We start from the raw sequence: 16974 nt of genomic DNA, 5'->3' as shown, positions 1-16974 counted from the left end.
CTCCCCCCGGGGCCCCGCCGCCGGTGTCCGTGGGCCGCTCGGCGGCGTCAGCGGTAGAGCTTGTTCACGGCGGTCCGGGTGGTCTTCTTGAAGGCCTTCAGCGGGATCCGGTCGAGGGTGCCCATCTGGCCCCACTCGACGACGGTGACGGTGCGGCCGTCGCGCCCGATGCCGTAGAGCCGGACGTTGTGCTCGGACTCGGGGGGCGCCACGTGCACGCCGTAGACGTGCGCGCCCTCCTCCACGGCGAGGCCGCCGAAGTCCTTCCAGTCGGCCTGGGAGCCCGGGTTCTGCTCCAGGAAGCGCGCGACGCAGCCCCGCACGGACGAGCGGAGCTCGGCGGCCAGGTCACGCGCGGCCTTGGTGTTCTTGGCCGTGAAGGTGACCTGCTGGGCGTTGGTGTCGAGTTCGGTCCAGAACGAGCGGTGGGAGACGCCCTTGCGGGGCAGGCCGCTCAGGGCGCAGGCGACGCCGCCCTCGGGCAGGCCGGCGCGGACCCGGTCGGCGTACCAGGGCGAGAAGGAGTAGGGCGGCAGTTCCTTCGGCGCGAGGAACCTCGGCGCCTTCGTGGACGCGGCGGCCCCGGCCTCGGCGGAGCCGGCGGCGAGGAGCGAGGTGGCGGCGACCGTGGCGAGCGCGGTCGCGGCGGCGCGGCGGACGGCGGTGCGGTTCAAGGTGGATCCCCCGTGGTCAGGTCGTGGACGAGGACCGTCGCCGGACGGCGGCGGTGCTGCACCCCAGCCTGTGCGGCGCCGTCACGGCCCGGCAACAGCCGGGGCCGCATCCGGGACGCCGGAACGGTTGCGCGTACCCTGGCCTGGGGAGACGTGAGCGCCCTGGAACGGGCGGCCGGGACACGGGAAGGCGTCGGGGGCGCGGGACATGGGTGGTACGGCGGCGGGCAGTGAGCACTTCGCCCGGAACTTACGGGAGCTGAAGGACCGTTCGGGGCTGAGCTACGGGCAGCTGGCGACCCGTTTGCACGTCAGCACGTCGACCCTGCACCGCTATTGCAACGGTGACGCGGTGCCGGCCGACTACGCGGTCGTGGAGCGTCTGGCGCGGCTGTGCGGCGCGGGACCGGACGAGCTGGTCGAGCTGCACCGCCGCTGGGTGCTCGCCGACGCGGTCCGCCGGGTGGGCAACCGCGGCGGCGCCGCGGGGGCGGCGGAGCCGCGTGAACAGGGCGGCGGCGACGGCTCCGGGGAAGGCGAGCCGGACGGCGGCACGGACACGGCCCCCGACGGGAACGCGCCCGCGCGCGACGACCTGCGGCCGGAGGTTGAAGCGGCTCCGGAGGCGGCACCTGGGACGGCACCGGGCGCTGCTCCCGAGACAGCTCCGAGCGCTGCTCCCGGGACGGCACCGCAGCCGCCCACCGGGGAACTCGAGCCGATCGGCACCGTCCCGGCACCGCGGCGGCCGCGTTCCTGGCGCCGCCGCTTGTCCCGGCCCGCCGTCGCCGGATCGGTGGCCGCCCTGGTGCTCACCGGCGCCGCGCTGGCGATGACCGACGGCACCGGCGGCGAGGACCCGCCGGCCCGCGCCGCCTCCTCGCCCTCCACGCGCTCCGGTGACGCGGTGGGCACCTCTCCCTCGCCGGGCGTCACGGGCACGGCCCCGGCGTCGCCGGGCGCGTCCCCCTCGCGGCGAGCGCCGTCCACCGAGCCGGGGGTGACGGGCTCGAAGGCCGTTCCGCGTCCACCCGGCGGCGCGGGCACCACCTCCCGTGCGCCGGTGCCGGCACAGCCACTGGTCTGGAGCGTGCGCTCGCACGTCTGGGAGAACGGCTGCAGCCACCGCTACCTCATCGACCGGCCGCCCGCGGACGTCCCTCCCCCGCCGGTCTCCCAGGACGCGCGCGCCTGGGCCGGTGCCCTGGGCGCCGTGCACGGCGCCACGACCGTCGTCGAGGCCACGATCCGCGGGAAGGGCGCGGCACCTGTGGTGGTGCAGGCCCTGCACATCCGCGTCGTCGACCGCCGGAGCCCGCTGCGCTGGTCCACGTACTCGATGGACAACGGCTGCGGAGGGGCGCTGTCGCCCGCCGAGTACGCGGTGGACCTCGACGCCGCCCGCCCGCAGCCGCAACCACGGGACGGCAACGACAGCGAGCACACCATCCCCGTCGTCCGGCTGCCCTACCAGGTCTCCGACCGGGACCCGCTCGTGCTCCGGGTGCACGCCCGCACGGTGCGCTGCGACTGCGACTGGTTCCTGGAACTGGAGTGGAGCGCCGGCGGCCGCTCGGGCACCGTCCGGCTCGACGACGGCGGACGCCCCTTCCGCACCAGCGGCGTCAAGGGCCGTCCCGAGTACGGCTACTGGTCCCCTTCCGGCTGGACCCTGAACTAGCACCGCGGCAAGGGGGTCAGCCCGCGCGGCCGGGGAGCATGGCCAGGGCCTTGGAGCGCTGTGCGACGAGCCCGTCGTAGGTGCCGTCGCGCTCGGCCCAGCGGTGCGTCAGGACGCCCTTCACGAGGACTTCGCGGGGGGTGGGGTCCTGCGAGAGCAGGTGCACGACCTCGGTGGCGAAGTCGTCGAGCGGCAACGCGTGCGGGTTCACCCTCTCCTGGCCGGCCGTGGCGACGGCCGGGGGGACGAGTTCGGCGACGTCGACACCGGTGCCGTCGAGCTGCGCGCGCAGTGCCTCGGAGTAGGCGTGCACGGCGGCCTTCGACGCGGCGTAGCTGGGCATGGGCGGGAACGGCAGGAAGGCGATGCCGGAGGTGACGGTGACGAAGGTGCCCTCGCCCCGCCGGACCAGGTGCGGGGTGAAGGCGTCGACGACGCGGACGGTGCCGAGCAGGTTGGTGTCGATCGTCGTCCGTGCGGTCTCGAAGTGCGCGGGGTCGCGCAGGTCCTCGACGAGCATGACGCCCGACGTGACGACGACGGTGTCCAGCCCGGGGTGGCGGGCGAGGACCGCGTCACGGAGGGAGGCGACGGAGGAGCCGTCGGTGACGTCGACGGCGAACGTGCCGAAGCCCTCTCCGGCGAGTTCCGCGAGGGCCCGGGTGCTGCGGCCGGCGACGGCCACGGTGCTGCCCGCCGCGGCGAACCGGCGGGCCAGCTCCCGGCCGATTCCCGAGGTCCCGCCGACGACGAGGACGGTGCGGTTGGAGAGATCCACGAGATCTTCCCTTCGGATCGGGGCGCCGAGGGCGTTCGAACCCGCGGCGCGGACGGTGTTGCCGGTTCCGAAGTCTCGAACACGTCCGCCGGACCTGGCAGAGCCCCCGTCCTCCCTGGTCCTGCCAGGGCCCCCTTCGCGGCGCCCGGACCGCATTACGGTGGCGGTATGAACGACGAGGAATCCGGCAACCGGCTCGGCGGCTACCTCCGCGCCCGGCGCGAGCTGGTCTCCCCGGCCCAGGCGGGCCTCCCGCCCGGCGGCAACCGGCGCGTGCCCGGCCTGCGCCGTGAGGAGGTCGCCCTGCTCGCCGGGATCAGCCCGGACTACTACCTGCGCCTGGAACGGGGCCGGGACAAGAACCCCTCGCCGCAGGTCCTCGAGGCGCTCGCGCGGGTGCTGCGGCTCGACGACGTCGAGCGCGCCTATCTGCTCGGCCTGACGGCGGCACGCCCGAGGGCGCCGCGCCGCAGGCGGCCCGAGCACGTACCGCAGCGGGTGCACGAACTGCTCGCGCACCTGCAGATCCCGGCCTTCGTGGAGGGGCGCGCCTTCGACGTGCTGGCCTCCAACCCGATGGCGGTCGCGCTCTCCCCCCGTCTGCGGCCGGGCGAGAACCGGCTTCGTTCCCTCCTCCTCGATCCCGAGGAGCAGGCCTTCCAGCAGGACTGGACGAGAGCCACCGCCGATTTCGTGGCCACCTTGCGCACGACCATCGGGGACGACACCGACGACCCCCGGTTCGTCGAGCTGGTCGGGGAGCTCGCACTGTCCAGTCAGCGGTTCCGCACCCTGTGGGCCCGGCACGACGTCCGCACGCTGGACGGCGGCACGACCACGGTGAACCACCCCGTCGTCGGCGAACTGCGGCTCCACCGCGACAAACTCGCCGTCGACGACGTCATCCTCGTCCTCTACTACCCCGACAAGGGCAGCGACAGCGACGAGAAACTGCGGCTCCTCGCCGCGCTCTCACCCGCCGGGTCCGACGCCACGGCGCCCGACGGGCCGAAGGGCACCCCCCACGGGAAGGCGCCCCGACGTCCCTGACCCCCGCGGTCAGAGGCCGAACGGCCAGATGAAGCCGCGGTTCATGGTGATGAGCACGACCAGCACCATCAGGTCGGCCGCGCCGAGCACCAGACCGGCGATCGCCCGTACGGGACGCCGGGTGCCCCGGACGAGCGCGACGCCGCCGAGGATCAGGGCGAAGGGGCCGAGCACGATGTTGAAGGCCAGCAGCCCGACCAGGCCCAGCACGAACGCGGCGACGGCCATGCCGTCGGAGCCGTCCGAGCCCGACCGGGCCTCGGCTGCGCGCAGTTCGCGCTCGTGGGCGGATGCGTAGGAGTCCATGGGTGGGTTCCCCCCTGGGAGACGTGGGATCAGCGGTGGCGGTGGTGTGCGACGCGCTCGCGGACGTAGAACGTGAGCAGCCAGGCACCGACCACGCCCACCGCGACGAAGAAGACGGGCAACGGGGTGTACGAGACGGTGCCCAGGAGGATCCCCATGGCGACCAGGACGACGAGGAGGGTCACGGGCGGGTGCCTTTCTCGGTTGCCGGATGGCACTGCGGGCTGCGGACGTCGGCCGACGGGTGCGGATGTCGACTCAGTGAACAACTGAAATAACAGTTGTTCACTGAGTCGGAAGTCTACTGTCGCGCAACTCGGCGAACAGCTGTTTACTGGATGACATGAGTCACACCCTCGGGGCCCGTGAGGCCCAGAAGCAGCAGACCCGGCGGGCCCTCCTCGACGCGGGCCTGCGCCTGCTGGAGAACCAGAGCCTGAGCAGCCTGGGACTGCGCGAGGTCACCCGTGAAGTGGGCGTCGCGCCCGCCGGGTTCTACCGACACTTCCGCGACATGGGCGACCTCGGGGTGGCCCTGGTCGCCGAGTCGCTGGGCAGTCTGCACGGCATGATCCAGGCGATCATGGCCGAGCAGGACGACGCGGAGGAGGTCATCGCCCGCTCCGTCCGGCTGATCGCCCTGCACGTGCGCGACCACCGGCCGCACATCCGCTTCATCGCCCGCGAGCGGCACGGCGGCGTGCAGGCCGTCCGCGAGGCCATCGCGACCGAACTCTCGCTGTTCGCCCGGGAGGTGGCCGAGGCGCTCGGCGCGCAGCCCGTCGCGCACGGCTGGGCGCCCGAGGACGTCCGCATGCTCGCCGAACTGTACGTCGACCGCATGCTGATGACGGCGATCGCCTTCATGGAGGCACCGGCCGGCGACACCGCGGCCGAGGAACGGGTCGGCGAGCGGGCCCGCAAGGAGCTGTACCTGATCCACCTGGGCCGACGGCACTGGCTGGACACCTGAGGGCGAATTGACACTTGCGTGGATTCACCATCTATGGTGATCGCATGGTTTTCGCACTCTTTCGGCGCAATCGCACGGTCAACGGCGGCACGAATCCCGGGCTGTTGCCACCGATCGCCGAGGGTGCGGGACTGATCAGCTGTCAGGTGCTCGATGCCTCGGGCCGGCCGTTGGACGGTGCCGAGGTCACGGTGTCCGAAGCCCGCACCCGCCTCCCGCGCGTGACGGCCACCACCGATCCCTACGGGACGTTCCTGGCCACCCTGCCGCCCGGGCACTACACCGTGATGATCGGCGCGGACGGCATGCGGCCCTACCGGGGCACCGTGCAGATCGCGGAGGGGCTCCAGTCCCCTGTCGGCGCGGTGCGGTTGACGCCCTCGCCGGAGCTCGAACTGCCGCCGCCGGGCACCTGGTTCTTCGACCCGCCGCACACGGCCGTCCGGTTCATCGCCAAGCACGTCGGCATGGCCCATGTACACGGCCGCTTCGACCGCTTCACGGGCGGGATACGCGTCGCGGAGCGCATGGAGGACTCCCACGTCGAGATCACCATCGACGCGGCGAGCATCAACACCGGCAACCGGACCCGGGACGGCCACCTGCGCTCCGCGGACTTCCTCGACGTGGCCGCCCACCCCTGGATCCGCTTCGCGAGCGACCGCTTCGTGCACCAGGGCGGCTCGCGGTGGGCCGTCCAGGGCCACCTCGGCATGCACGGCGTCAGCCGGTCGGTGACCCTGGACACCGACTACCTGGGCATGGCCACCGGCGGCTACGGCGAGGAGCTGCGCTGCGCGGCCCTCGCCACCGCCGAACTGCACCGCGACGACTACACCCTGAACTGGCAGAGCATGCTGGCGCGGGGCATCGCGGTGGTGGGCCCGACCATCAAGCTGGAGCTCGACGTCCAGGCCATGTTCTCCCGCCACGACACCCCGACACCGCCGGAGTAGCCGCCGCGCGTGCCCTCAGGCCGCGGTCGGTGCGGGCGTGATGACGGCGAACACCGCGCCCTGCGGGTCGACGACCTGGGCGAAGCGCCCGACCTCCGGCACGTCCACCGCGGGGAGGCGCACCGTGCCGCCCGCCGCGACGGCCTTGGCCAGCGTCGCGTCGCAGTCGGCCACCGCGAAGTACGGCAGCCAGTGCGCGCCGGCGCCTGCGGCGAGCATCTCCTCGTCGAGCTGCATGACACCGCCGTGGGCGTCGCTCTCGCCGCCGCCCGCCGGGGAGACCAGGGTGTAGACCATGCCGGGCATCCGGGAGTCCTCGGTCCTCCAGTCGAAGACCGCGCGGTAGAAGGCCAGTGCCGAGGGCGCGTCGGGGGTGAAGAGCTCCGTCCAGTACAGCGAGCCGGGCTCGTCGACGACGTCCAGGCCCTTGTTGGCGCCCGGCTGCCACACGCAGAACCGGGCCCCGGTCGGGTCGACGTAAGCCGCCATCCGCCCGAGGTCGAAGACGTCCATGGCGGAGAACCGCACGGCTCCGCCGGCCTGTTCGACGGACTTGGTGGTGGCGTCGGCGTCGGCCGTCTGGAAGAACGGCTCCCAGGCCGCGGCGGTGGCGCCGGGTTCGTTGTTCGGTCCGATGCCGGCGACGGTGCGGTCGCCGATCCGGAACATCCCGTAGCCGCCCGCTTCAGGTCCGGCCGACCGGAAGTCCCAGCCGAAGACCTCGCGGTAGTAGGCCGCCGAGGCCTCGACGTCGGGAGTGCCCAGGTCGAGCCAGTTGGGGGCGCCGGGTACGTAGTTGGTGTTGAGCATGGTGTGCTCCTTCGACGGGGTGCTGTGCCCTGGTCGCTCCCAGTCTTGCAGCGGGCACTGACAGTGGCCCCGTACCGCCCCGTCGCCGCCCCCGGCGCCGCCCCGTCGCCGGCTCCTGCCGCGCCGTCAGCTCCGCCGCGGCTGGCTGGTGATGACCGCGAACAGCGCGCCGAAGGGGTCCGCGAGGTGCGCGAAGCGCCCGACGCCCTCGGCGTGCTGGGGTGCCTTGACGACCTTCCCGCCGAGCTGCGCGGCCTCGGCGACCACCGCGTCGGCGTCCTCGACCTCGAAGTAGGGCAGCCAGTGCGGGGTGACACCGGCGTCCCTCATCGCGTCGGTGATCTCCACGATCCCGCCCAGGGACGCCTCCCGGCCGCCGCCCGAGGTCGACAGCACGCTGTAGCGGGTCGTGCCGAGCGGCACGTCCTGCGCCTGCCATTCGAGGACCGCGCCGTAGAAGGCGCCGGCGGCGGCCGCGTCGGGCGCGTACAACTCCGCCCACCCGAAGCTGCCCGGCTCGGTGACCACGTCGAGGCCCTTGGTGTCGCGGGGCTGCCACACGGCGAACTCCGCTCCCCCGGGGTCGGTGAAGCCGGCCATCCGGCCGTTGGTGAAGACGTCGAAGGGCGGGAGGCGCACCGTCCCGCCCGCCTGCTCGACCGCCTTGGCGGTGGCGTCGGCGTCGGCCGTCTGGAAGTACAGCGTCCAGGAGGACCGCACGCCCTCCTCGCTGAGCGGACCGAAGGCGGCCACGGTCTTCCCGCCGAGGCGGAAGAAGCCGTAGCCGCCGGCCTCGGGCCCGAGGGGCTGCGCGTCCCAGGAGAAGAGCCCGGTGTAGAAGGAGACCGCCGCCCCGGGGTCCGGGCTGCCCAGGTCGATCCAGTTCGGGGCGCCGTTGACGTACTGGGTGGTGAGCATGGCGGTCTCCTTGGCCTGCGTGCGTGCCCGGTGCTGCCGTGGTCCCGGTGTCCGTCCTCAGTCTGGCACCGGTGCCAGGCTCGCGCCGGGCGGCGTCACTTCCCCTGGGTGAACGCGTCGTAGGCCTTGAGCACCTCGTCCGTGGGGCCGTCCATCCGCAGCGTGCCGTGCTCCAGCCAGATGGCGCGGTCGCAGGTGTCGCGGATCGACTTGTTGTTGTGGCTGACCAGGAAGACCGTGCCGGCCTCCTTGCGCAGCTCGCGGATCCGCGCCTCGGAGCGCTTCTGGAAGTTCCGGTCGCCGGTGGCGAGCGCCTCGTCGATCATCAGGACGTCGTGGCTCTTGGCCGCGGCGATCGAGAAGCGCAGGCGCGCCGCCATGCCGGAGGAGTACGTCCGCATCGGGAGCGAGATGAAGTCGCCCTTCTCGTTGATCCCGGAGAACTCGACGATCTGCTCGTAGCGCTCCCGCACCTCGTCCTGCGACATGCCCATCGCGAGGCCGCCGAGCATGACGTTGCGCTCGCCGGTCAGGTCGTTCATCAGGGCGGCGTTCACACCCAGCAGCGAGGGCTGCCCCTGGGTGAAGACCTTGCCGCTCTCCGCGGGCAGCAGCCCCGCGACCGCCTTGAGCAACGTCGACTTGCCCGAGCCGTTGGAACCGATGAGCCCGATCGACTCGCCGCGGTAGGCGGTGAAGCTGACGCCGCGCACGGCGTGCACCTTGCGGACGTTCGGATTGCCGCCCTTGCGGGTGACCAGCCGGGACAGGGCGCCGACGGCGCTGCCTTTGCCGGTGCCGGCACCGTGCACCCGGTACACGATGTGCAGGTCGTCCACGATCACGGTGGGGATGCGCTCAGCCACGGCCGTACCGCTCCTCTGCCTTCCAGAAGTACACGAAGCCCCCGACGCCCATGACGAGCGCCCAGCTCACGGCTATCGCCCAGACGTGCGGGGGCAGCTGCGCGGAGGTGAAGCTGTCGATCAGCGCGAAGCGCATCAGGTCGATGTAGACCGCCGCGGGGTTCAGGTCCAGGGCGATCTTGATGACGGTGGGCGCGCTCGCCGCGAAGTGGCTGATGCTGTACATGACACCGGAGGCGTACATCCAGGTCCGCAGGATGAACGGCATCAGCTGCGCGAGGTCGGTCAGCTTGCTGCCGAGCCGCGCCATCACCAGCGCCAGGCCCGCGTTGAAGACCGACTGCAGCAGCAGCGCGGGGAGCGCGAGCAGCCAGGACGGCCCGGGCACCTCGCCGGTCATCAGCACGATCGCCAGCAGCACGAACATCGACATCAGCAACTGCTGCAACTGCACCAGGGTGAAGGCGATCGGCAGGCTCGCGCGCGGGAAGTGCAGCGCCCGCACGAGTCCGAGGTTCCCTGCGATCGCCCGGGTCCCCGCGAGCACCGAGGACTGAGTGAAGGTGAAGATGAAGACGCCCGTGACCAGGAAGGCGATGTAGTTGTCGACGCCCCGGTCGGTGCCCAGCAGCAGGCCGAAGATGAAGTAGTAGACGGCCGCGTTGAGCAGCGGCGTCAGCACCTGCCAGAGCTGGCCCAGCCGGGCCTGGGTGTACTGTGCCGACACGCGGGCCCGGGCGAACGCCGAGATGAAGTGACGGCGTCCCCACAACTGCCGCACGTAGGCGCGCAGGCTGGGCCGGGCTCCACTGACCGACAGCCCGTACTTGGCCGCCAGCTCCGCGGGGGACGGCGCCGGAGCGCCGGGCGGCGCGGGCGCCGCTGAGGAGGACTCGATGTCAAGGCTCACGAGGGGGCGCTTCCGTTCGGGGGGTGATGCGCTAGGGGGGCGGTTTGTGCGCGGACGGAACGAGACCGTATCGTCGTTACCAGGACGTTAGACCACTCGGGCGCTGGAACGCAACCGTTCCGTCCCGTCGTCGCGTAGGCTGCCGGGCATGGCACCGGACACCGCACCCCCACGACGCGCCCCCGCCGGGGCGGCAGTGCTCCGAGACGATGTCACGGAGGCCATCCGGGCGGCCGTCTTCGAGGAGCTCGCCGCGGTCGGGTACGGGCGGATGTCCATCGAGGGCATCGCACGGCGCGCGGGCGTCGGCAAGGCCGCGGTCTACCGGCGCTGGCGCTCCAAGCTGCCGCTCGTCCTCGACGTGGTGTCCGCCGTCGCGGCCGTCGGCGTCCCGGCGCCCGCCACGGGCAGCCTGCTGGGCGACATCCGGATGCTGCTGGAGGTGACGGCACGGGCCCTGCGGCACCCCGTCGCCTCGCAGATCATCCCCGACCTGCTGGCGGAGGCCTCCCGCAACCCCGAGATCGCCGCGACGCTGCAGACCGCGCTGCGCGACACCCAGCGCGGCATCGCCACCGCCATCGTCGACGCCGCCGTCGAGCGCGGCGAGCTGCCCGCCGGCACGGACCGCGACCTCGCCCTCGACCTCATCGCCGGCCCCCTCTACTGGCGCCTCGCGGTCCTCCGCTCCCCCCTCACACCCCGCTACCTCGACCACCTCGCGGTCGCGACGACCGCCGCGCTGGCGGCCTCGGCCTAGGGACGGCGGCCCGGACGGTCGCCGCCTCGGCGCCGGTGGCCGCGTCCGGCGGCGCGGGCAGTACACCCCCGGCACCTCGTGACCCGCCGCAACGGCGCGACGACGCTTCGCCTCCGCACCGCGAGCCGGACCCGCCGGACCGACCCGCCGGTCGGAACACCCGCGGTTCGGAACAGCAGTCGCCGCGCACGCGGCTCCCGGGCTGGGGTGACCCGCACGGATGCGGTTGCCACGCCACCGCCGCCACGGCACGTCGCCCCCGTCACGCGCGCGGGCGAAGCAACCGGACGAGCCCCGAGCCCCTCCCCCGCAGCCTCCATAGGATCAGCCGCGAGGGACGGCGAAGTCCTCGAGGCGGGCGCGTTCCGGGGCGAGGGCGGACCACGGCTCGGACCAGGTGAGGACGGCCAGGGCGGACGTCGGGAACTTGTCGGCGGCTCGCAGCAGGGCGTCGGCGCGGGCCTGGCCGGTCAGGCGGAGGACGAGGTCCTGGACCCCCGGGTTGTGGCCGACCAGCACGAGGGACCCGGCGTCCTCGGGGGCCTCGCGCAGGACGTCGAGCAGGGCGCGGGCGGTGGCGGCGTAGACCCGCTCGTCCAGGCGCACGGGCACGGACCGCTTGGCGCCCAGGGCCGCGGCGGCGAGTTCCCAGGTCTCCTGGGTGCGCCGGGACGTCGAGCAGATCACCAGGTCGGGGGGGTGTCCGCTCTCGCGCAGCCAGCGGCCGACGGCGGGGGCGTCACGGCGGCCGCGGGGGCCGAGCGGGCGGTCGTGGTCCGGGACGTCCGGGGGCCAGGCGGACTTGGCGTGCCGCAGCACGACGAGGCGTCGCGGACCGGCCTCCGCGCGTCGCTTCACGACCGCACCCCGCCGACCTCGGCGCTCAGCTCCAGGGCCAGCACCCGGTCCGCACGGGCGAACGTCTCGAAGCGGGAGCCGTCGGGCAGGGCGGCCTCCTCCTCCAGCCGGTCGAGGACGGCCAGGTGGGCGGCGGTGTCGAGGTCCGCGTCCAGGGCGGCCTGGAGTCGTTCGACGTACTGGGCGCACATCGGCCTCGACGGCGACTCGGCCCAGCGGGCCACCGCGCCGCGCCACCGCCGCAGACCGACGTCAGCCCCGTCGAGTACCGGAGCGGACAGGTCCGCGGGCGCCCTGCGGTCGAGCCGGAGCAGCGCGAGCCGTACGGCGGGGCCGGGCGCGGCTACTTCGTCCGGGTGAACCTGCGCGACGTCGAGACGGAGGCCGCCGGTCCCGGTGCCCATCGGGGCCACGTGCACCCGGGCCGGGCCCGCGAGCGCCGCCTCCGCCTCGCGGACGTCGTCCCCGCGCGCCGCGCGGGGCCCGATGCCCAGCGCCGCGGCGGCGGCGTCCAGTGCGGGGTCGGCCGGGCCGACCGAGGCGACCAGCACCTGCCCGCCGTGGGTCTCCACGGCGCGGGCCAGCACGTCCGCCACCAGCAGCACCCGCAGCGCCGTCGTCCTGCCGACCGCGGCGCCGGTGTGCGCCAGCACCCGCAGCGGCACGCGCCGCCCCGGGTCGAGTTCCACGGGCTCCCCGCTCCTGCCGTCCACGATGCGCAGCACGCCTTTGAATCTAACCCGTGCGGCCCACGGGCGCAGGTGCCCCTCCAGGGTGACGGGCTCTCCCGCGGCGCTCCCGCGCGTGGGGGACGACGCGGCCGCCCGCCCTCCCCGGCGCCCGAACCACCCACCGGGGCACCGCCCTTCGCGGCAATCAGGCCCCCGGCGGGCCTGCGGCCCGCGTCGGGCTCCGCGTCGCACGCCGCATCGCCGGGGCCGGGCGGTCAGTCGTCCTCGGCGGGCGGCGCGGCGCGGTCCGGGCCCTGGGCGCGGACCCGCTGGACCTGCTCCAGGGAGTCGCGCAGGTCGCCGAGCCAGGTGTCGGTGTTGGCGCGGACGAGGCGCACGCACCAGGCGAGGGCCTCGCTGCGGCTGCGGGCGACGCCGCCCGCGACGAGGGTGTCGAGGACCTGGCGCTCGGGCTGGCGGAGCCGGGTCATGACGGGGACGGAGACGGTGGTGTACAGGGCCCGGCGCCCGCCGCACTCCACGCCCCAGGAGACCTTGCGCCCGAAGCGGTGTTCGGCCTCGCGGGCGACGGCGACACGGTCCTCGCGGGTGCGCTCCCGGAACTCGGCGACGCGTCCGTCGAGCGCGGCCTCGCGTTCGACGGGTGACGCGCCGGCGGCGACCTCCGGTGCGGGGATGCGGCCGACGACGGTGATCTCCTCGCGGTCGACCGTGACCTCCACGAGCGCCTCGAACAGTCCGTCGGGGAGCCGCCCGGCGAGCCAGCCACGCAGGGCTTCCATCTGTTCGCTCGTAATCATGTAATCAAGATTACGCCTCGGATATCCGAGCACAAGAGGCCCGTGGAACTCGCGTCCGAGGCGTCGCGTTGTCCCCGGGCGCGACTTACAGTTGCGCGTATCGGAGCAGAACGGGGGAATCGCCACGCGGCGCCTCTGGGAGGCCTCATGACCCGCATCTCGGTGAAGGTGGACGGCACGGCCTACGAGGACGAGGTGGAGCCCCGCCTCCTGCTCGTCCATTACCTGCGGGACCGGCTCGGCCTGACCGGTACCCCCATCGGGTGCGACACCACGAACTGCGGCGCCTGCACGGTGGACCTCGACGGCGCGAGCGTGAAGAGCTGTTCCGTGCTCGCCGTACAGGCCGACGGCGGCGAGGTGACGACGATCCAGGGGCTGGCCTCCGCCGACGGCGAGTGGCACCCCCTGCAGCGGGCGTTCCACGAGCAGCACGCGCTGCAGTGCGGCTTCTGCACGCCCGGCATGATCATGGCCGCCCGCGACCTGCTGCGGGAGAACCCCGACCCCACGCCCGAGGAGGTCCGCGAGGGTCTGGAGGGCAACCTGTGCCGCTGCACGGGTTACATGAACATCGTGCGCGCCGTGCTGGCGGCCGCCGCCGAGGAACGCCGCCACCAGGCGCCGGAGCCCGGCGCCGTGGCCGAGCACGCCGCGCCGAGCCCGGCCGGAAGCGGGGCGCCGGTATGACCGACCAGCTGACCGGACGCGACCCCGAGGTCGGCCGGGCCCGGGTCCGCAAGGAGGACGCCCGGCTGGTGACCGGCCGGACGACCTGGACCGACAACATCAGCGTCCCGGGGCTGCTGCACATCGCGATCCTGCGCAGCCCGATGGCGCACGCCCGCATCGAGCGGATCGACGTCACCCCGGCCCTCGAACGGCCGGGGGTCGTCGCCGCCTACAGCGGCCGCGACCTGGCCGAGGGGCTGGGGTCGCTGCCCTGCGCCTGGCCCGTCACCGAGGACATCGTGCTGCCCGAGCACCCGCCGGTCGCCGTCGACGAGGTCCGCCACACCGGCGACCCGGTCGCGGTCGTCGTCGCCCGCGACCGCTACGCGGCGGCCGACGCGCTGGAGGCGATCGACGTCGACTACGAGCCGCTGCCCCCGGTCCTCGACATGGAGGCGGCGCTCGCCGAGGGCGCCCCGCTGGTCCACGCCGACAAGGGCACCAACCGCTGCTACACCTGGCCGCTGGCCACCGGCGAGGACTACGCGACCGTGCGCGAGCGGGCCGACGTGGTGCTGCGCCGGCGCTTCGTGCAGCAGCGGCTCATCCCCAACGCCATGGAGCCGCGGGCCGTCGTGGCGGTCCCGCCGGACACCTCGGACCAGTACACCCTCTACTCCGCGACGCAGGTCCCGCACATCGTGCGGGTGATGATGGCCGTCGTCACCGGCATCCCGGAGCAGCGGCTGCGGGTCGTCGCGCCGGACGTCGGCGGCGGCTTCGGCTCCAAGCTCCAGGTCTACGGCGAGGAGGCGATCGGCCTGGCCGTCGCCCGGAAGCTGGGCCGCCCGGTCAAGTGGACGGAGTCCCGTTCGGAGGGGTACCTGGCCACCCACCACGGACGCGACCAGATCCAGGACCTCGAACTCGCCGCGACGCGCGACGGCAGGCTGCTGGGCCTGAAGGTGGACCTGCTCGCCGACATGGGCGCGTACCTGATGATCGTGACGCCGGGCGTCCCGCTGCTCGGGGCGTTCATGTTCCCCGGCATCTACAAGATGGACGCCTACGACTTCACCTGCACGGGCGTCTTCACCACCAAGACCCCCACCGACGCGTACCGCGGCGCGGGCCGCCCCGAGGCGACGTTCGCGATCGAGCGCATGATGGACGAGCTCGCCGCCGAGCTCGGCATGGACCCGGTGGAGGTGCGCCGCCGCAACTGGATCGGCCACGACGAGTTCCCCTACACCACCATCGGCGGCCTCACCTACGACAGCGGGGACTACGAGTCGGCGACGGACAAGGCGCTCGCCCTCTTCGGCTACGCCGACCTGCGGTCCGAGCAGCGCGAGCGGCAGGAGCGCGGCGACCCGGTGCGGCTGGGCATCGGCGTGTCGACGTACACGGAGATGTGCGGGCTCGCGCCCAGCCGGATCCTGCGCGACCTGCGCTACGGCGCGGGCGGCTGGGAGGCGGCGTCGATCCGCATGCTGCCGACGGGCAAGGTGGAGGTGCTGACCGGCACCAGCCCGCACGGACAGGGCCATGTGACGAGCTGGAGCCAGATCGCGGCGGACGTGCTGGGCGTGCCCTTCGAGGACGTCGAGGTGCTGCACGGCGACACCCGCACGGTGCCGCAGGGCATGGACACCTACGGCTCGCGCTCGCTGGTCGTCGGCGGCGTGGCCGTCCACCGCGCCGCGCGCAAGGTGGTCGACAAGGCCCGCAAGGTCGCCGCGCACCTGCTGGAGGCGAGCGAGGACGACCTGGACTTCGCCGGCGGCGTCTTCTCGGTGAAGGGCTCGCCGGACGCGCGCCGGACCATCCAGGAGGTGGCGTTCGCGACGTTCACCTCGCACGACCTGCCCGACGGGCTGGAGCCGACGATCAACGCGGAGCACGTGGAGGACCCCGAGGCCTTCTCCTACCCGCACGGCACGCACCTGTGCGCGGTGGAGGTGGACACCGAGACCGGGCGGGCGCGCATCCGCAGTTACGTGTGCGTGGACGACGTGGGCAAGGTCGTCAACCCGATGATCGTGGAGGGCCAGGTGCACGGCGGGCTCGCCCAGGGCATCGCCCAGGCCCTGTTCGAGGAGGCGGTCTACGACGAGGAGGGCAACCTGGTCTCCGGCACCATGGCCGACTACCTGGTGCCCTGCGCGGCCGACCTGCCCGACTTCCTCACCGACCGCACCGAGACGCCGGCGACCACCAACCCGCTGGGCGTCAAGGGCGTCGGCGAGGCCGGGACAATCGCCTCGACCCCCGCGGTGGTCAACGCCGTGGTCGACGCCCTGCGGCCGCTGGGCGTCACGGACGTGCCGATGCCGTGCACGCCGGAACGGATCTGGCGGGCCCTGCGGGACGCGCGGCCCTCCGCACGGCCGGAGGAGGACGGCTCATGATCCCCGCGTCGTTCGAGTACGCCAGGCCGCGCACCGTGGAGGAGGCGGTGCGGCAGCTCGCCCTCGCCGGGGAGGACGCGAAGGTGCTGGCGGGCGGTCAGAGCCTGCTGCCGATCCTGCGGATGCGGCTCGCCTTCCCCGAACTGCTCGTGGACGTCGGCCGGATCCCCGGCCTGCGCGGGGTGCGGGTCGACGGGGACGACCTCGTGATCGGCGCCCTGACCTCGCACCACGACGTCGTGCACGACCCCCTGGTGCGGCGGCACGCCGGGCTGCTGGCCGCCGCCACGGCCACGGTGGCCGATCCGGCGGTACGCCACCGGGGCACGATCGGCGGCTCGATCGCCCATGCCGACCCGGCCGGGGACGTGCCCGCGGCTGTCCTCGCCCTCGACGCCGAACTGGTCGTCCAGGGTCCGGACGGACAACGGAGCCTCCCCGCACGGGAGTTCTTCACCGACTACCTGCAGACGGCACTGCGGCCCGACGAACTGCTGGTGGAGGTGCGGGTGCCCAAGGCGGACGCCTGGGGCTTCCACTACGAGAAGTTCCAGCTCAGCGCCCAGGCCTGGGCCGTGGTGGGGGTGGCGGCGCTGGTGCGGCGCGACGACGGCCACATCGTCGAGTGCCGTGTCGGGCTGTCGAACATGGGACCCACCCCCGTGCGCGCCACCGCCTGCGAGGCCGCGCTCGCGGGCGCCGACGCCGCCCCGGAGGCGGTGGCCTCGGCCGCCGGGAGCGCCGCGGAGGGCACCCGGCCGGCGTCCGACCTGTCGGCGTCCGCCGAGTACCGGGAGCACCTGGCGCGGGTGCTCACCCGCAGGGCGGTCCTCGCCGCCGCGGAGCTGACATGAGGAGC

19 protein-coding genes are annotated in these 16974 nt (G+C 73.6%); 8 read left to right on the top strand and 11 right to left on the bottom strand.

Annotation, left to right across the window (positions count from 1 at the left end; all coding sequences use genetic code 11):
- Positions 1-47: 47 nt before the first annotated feature.
- Entirely contained in the window at positions 48-674 is a 627-nt protein-coding gene (locus ABZ479_RS16905) for a hypothetical protein (protein WP_500462330.1), read from the bottom strand.
- Between the two features lie 208 nt (positions 675-882).
- Between ABZ479_RS16905 and ABZ479_RS16900 the strand changes: the two genes are divergently transcribed.
- The gene (locus ABZ479_RS16900) at positions 883-2355 is read left to right on the top strand and encodes a helix-turn-helix domain-containing protein (protein WP_500462329.1); all 1473 of its coding nucleotides are present in this window, start codon (positions 883-885) and stop codon (positions 2353-2355) included.
- 16 nt (positions 2356-2371) lie between these two features.
- On the opposite strand, the gene ABZ479_RS16895 is transcribed toward ABZ479_RS16900, so the two are convergent.
- Positions 2372-3133: an SDR family oxidoreductase gene (locus ABZ479_RS16895; RefSeq protein ID WP_500462328.1), complete on the bottom strand. Its 762-nt coding sequence runs from the start codon at positions 3131-3133 to the stop codon at positions 2372-2374.
- A 168-nt stretch (positions 3134-3301) separates the two neighbouring features.
- Between ABZ479_RS16895 and ABZ479_RS16890 the strand changes: the two genes are divergently transcribed.
- Entirely contained in the window at positions 3302-4183 is an 882-nt protein-coding gene (locus tag ABZ479_RS16890) for a helix-turn-helix transcriptional regulator (RefSeq protein WP_500462327.1), read from the top strand.
- 9 nt (positions 4184-4192) lie between these two features.
- Here the strand turns inward: ABZ479_RS16890 and ABZ479_RS16885 are convergent, their stop codons facing one another.
- Positions 4193-4489, bottom strand: a complete 297-nt coding sequence (locus ABZ479_RS16885) for a DUF4190 domain-containing protein (protein WP_500462326.1) — start codon at positions 4487-4489, stop codon at positions 4193-4195.
- A 29-nt stretch (positions 4490-4518) separates the two neighbouring features.
- Positions 4519-4674 carry a hypothetical protein gene (locus ABZ479_RS16880; RefSeq protein WP_500462325.1) on the bottom strand — a complete coding sequence of 52 codons (156 nt, stop codon included), beginning with the start codon at positions 4672-4674 and terminating at the stop codon, positions 4519-4521.
- Positions 4675-4832: 158 nt separating this feature from the next.
- Between ABZ479_RS16880 and ABZ479_RS16875 the strand changes: the two genes are divergently transcribed.
- Positions 4833-5462 carry a TetR family transcriptional regulator gene (locus ABZ479_RS16875; RefSeq protein WP_499604188.1) on the top strand — a complete coding sequence of 210 codons (630 nt, stop codon included), beginning with the start codon at positions 4833-4835 and terminating at the stop codon, positions 5460-5462.
- 44 nt (positions 5463-5506) lie between these two features.
- Entirely contained in the window at positions 5507-6418 is a 912-nt protein-coding gene (locus ABZ479_RS16870; protein ID WP_500462324.1) for a YceI family protein, read from the top strand.
- A 15-nt stretch (positions 6419-6433) separates the two neighbouring features.
- On the opposite strand, the gene ABZ479_RS16865 is transcribed toward ABZ479_RS16870, so the two are convergent.
- From ABZ479_RS16865 to ABZ479_RS16850, 4 genes are all read right to left on the bottom strand, one after another.
- A complete protein-coding gene (locus ABZ479_RS16865; RefSeq protein WP_500462323.1) occupies positions 6434-7228 on the bottom strand; it encodes a VOC family protein in 795 nt (264 codons plus the stop codon).
- A gap of 126 nt (positions 7229-7354) precedes the next feature.
- Entirely contained in the window at positions 7355-8146 is a 792-nt protein-coding gene (locus ABZ479_RS16860) for a VOC family protein (protein ID WP_500462322.1), read from the bottom strand.
- A gap of 95 nt (positions 8147-8241) precedes the next feature.
- Positions 8242-9012, bottom strand: a complete 771-nt coding sequence (locus ABZ479_RS16855) for an ABC transporter ATP-binding protein (protein ID WP_500462321.1) — start codon at positions 9010-9012, stop codon at positions 8242-8244.
- Positions 9005-9922: an ABC transporter permease gene (locus tag ABZ479_RS16850; protein ID WP_500462320.1), complete on the bottom strand. Its 918-nt coding sequence runs from the start codon at positions 9920-9922 to the stop codon at positions 9005-9007. Before ABZ479_RS16850 ends, ABZ479_RS16855 begins: the two co-directional genes overlap by 8 nt.
- A gap of 148 nt (positions 9923-10070) precedes the next feature.
- Here ABZ479_RS16850 and ABZ479_RS16845 point away from each other — a divergent pair, with 148 nt between their 5' ends.
- Positions 10071-10682 (top strand): TetR/AcrR family transcriptional regulator, encoded by a 612-nt coding sequence (locus tag ABZ479_RS16845; RefSeq protein WP_500462319.1) that lies wholly within the window; start codon positions 10071-10073, stop codon positions 10680-10682.
- 324 nt (positions 10683-11006) lie between these two features.
- Here the strand turns inward: ABZ479_RS16845 and ABZ479_RS16840 are convergent, their stop codons facing one another.
- From ABZ479_RS16840 to abmR, 3 genes are all read right to left on the bottom strand, one after another.
- Positions 11007-11540, bottom strand: a complete 534-nt coding sequence (locus ABZ479_RS16840; RefSeq protein ID WP_500462318.1) for a SixA phosphatase family protein — start codon at positions 11538-11540, stop codon at positions 11007-11009.
- Complete coding sequence (locus ABZ479_RS16835; RefSeq protein ID WP_500462317.1) at positions 11537-12265, bottom strand: hypothetical protein; 729 nt, start codon at positions 12263-12265, stop codon at positions 11537-11539. The genes ABZ479_RS16840 and ABZ479_RS16835 overlap by 4 nt, the downstream gene beginning before the upstream one ends.
- 221 nt (positions 12266-12486) lie before the next feature.
- Positions 12487-13032, bottom strand: coding sequence for an ATP-binding transcription factor AbmR (gene abmR / locus ABZ479_RS16830; protein ID WP_500462316.1), 546 nt, complete (start codon positions 13030-13032; stop codon positions 12487-12489).
- A 147-nt stretch (positions 13033-13179) separates the two neighbouring features.
- Between abmR and ABZ479_RS16825 the strand changes: the two genes are divergently transcribed.
- From ABZ479_RS16825 to ABZ479_RS16815, 3 genes are read left to right on the top strand one after another with little or no spacing between them, the layout of a single operon-like run.
- On the top strand, positions 13180-13722 hold the full coding sequence (locus tag ABZ479_RS16825) for a (2Fe-2S)-binding protein (protein WP_499604173.1): 543 nt from the start codon (positions 13180-13182) through the stop codon (positions 13720-13722).
- A complete protein-coding gene (locus ABZ479_RS16820) occupies positions 13719-16115 on the top strand; it encodes a xanthine dehydrogenase family protein molybdopterin-binding subunit (protein WP_500462315.1) in 2397 nt (798 codons plus the stop codon). Before ABZ479_RS16825 ends, ABZ479_RS16820 begins: the two co-directional genes overlap by 4 nt.
- On the top strand, positions 16112-16969 hold the full coding sequence (locus tag ABZ479_RS16815; protein WP_500462314.1) for an FAD binding domain-containing protein: 858 nt from the start codon (positions 16112-16114) through the stop codon (positions 16967-16969). Before ABZ479_RS16820 ends, ABZ479_RS16815 begins: the two co-directional genes overlap by 4 nt.
- The last annotated feature ends 5 nt before the right edge of the window (positions 16970-16974 follow it).

Origin of the sequence: Streptomyces sp. NPDC005722, from assembly GCF_040630935.1 — a bacterium.
Lineage (GTDB): Bacteria > Actinomycetota > Actinomycetes > Streptomycetales > Streptomycetaceae > Actinacidiphila.
The sequence above is the reverse complement of the archived record's forward strand: the minus strand, read 5'-3'. Positions and strand labels throughout refer to the sequence as shown.

What these genes read in the sequence shown, in the direction of transcription:
- ABZ479_RS16900 (WP_500462329.1), top strand. Translation starts at nt 883, where the DNA reads ATGGGTGGTACGGCGGCGGGCAGTGAGCACTTCGCCCGGAACTTACGG.
- ABZ479_RS16890 (WP_500462327.1), top strand. Translation starts at nt 3,302, where the DNA reads ATGAACGACGAGGAATCCGGCAACCGGCTCGGCGGCTACCTCCGCGCC.
- ABZ479_RS16885 (WP_500462326.1), bottom strand. Translation starts at nt 4,489, where the DNA reads ATGGACTCCTACGCATCCGCCCACGAGCGCGAACTGCGCGCAGCCGAG.
- ABZ479_RS16875 (WP_499604188.1), top strand. Translation starts at nt 4,833, where the DNA reads ATGAGTCACACCCTCGGGGCCCGTGAGGCCCAGAAGCAGCAGACCCGG.
- ABZ479_RS16870 (WP_500462324.1), top strand. Translation starts at nt 5,507, where the DNA reads ATGGTTTTCGCACTCTTTCGGCGCAATCGCACGGTCAACGGCGGCACG.
- ABZ479_RS16865 (WP_500462323.1), bottom strand. Translation starts at nt 7,228, where the DNA reads ATGCTCAACACCAACTACGTACCCGGCGCCCCCAACTGGCTCGACCTG.
- ABZ479_RS16860 (WP_500462322.1), bottom strand. Translation starts at nt 8,146, where the DNA reads ATGCTCACCACCCAGTACGTCAACGGCGCCCCGAACTGGATCGACCTG.
- ABZ479_RS16845 (WP_500462319.1), top strand. Translation starts at nt 10,071, where the DNA reads ATGGCACCGGACACCGCACCCCCACGACGCGCCCCCGCCGGGGCGGCA.
- abmR (WP_500462316.1), bottom strand. Translation starts at nt 13,032, where the DNA reads ATGATTACGAGCGAACAGATGGAAGCCCTGCGTGGCTGGCTCGCCGGG.
- ABZ479_RS16825 (WP_499604173.1), top strand. Translation starts at nt 13,180, where the DNA reads ATGACCCGCATCTCGGTGAAGGTGGACGGCACGGCCTACGAGGACGAG.
- ABZ479_RS16820 (WP_500462315.1), top strand. Translation starts at nt 13,719, where the DNA reads ATGACCGACCAGCTGACCGGACGCGACCCCGAGGTCGGCCGGGCCCGG.
- ABZ479_RS16815 (WP_500462314.1), top strand. Translation starts at nt 16,112, where the DNA reads ATGATCCCCGCGTCGTTCGAGTACGCCAGGCCGCGCACCGTGGAGGAG.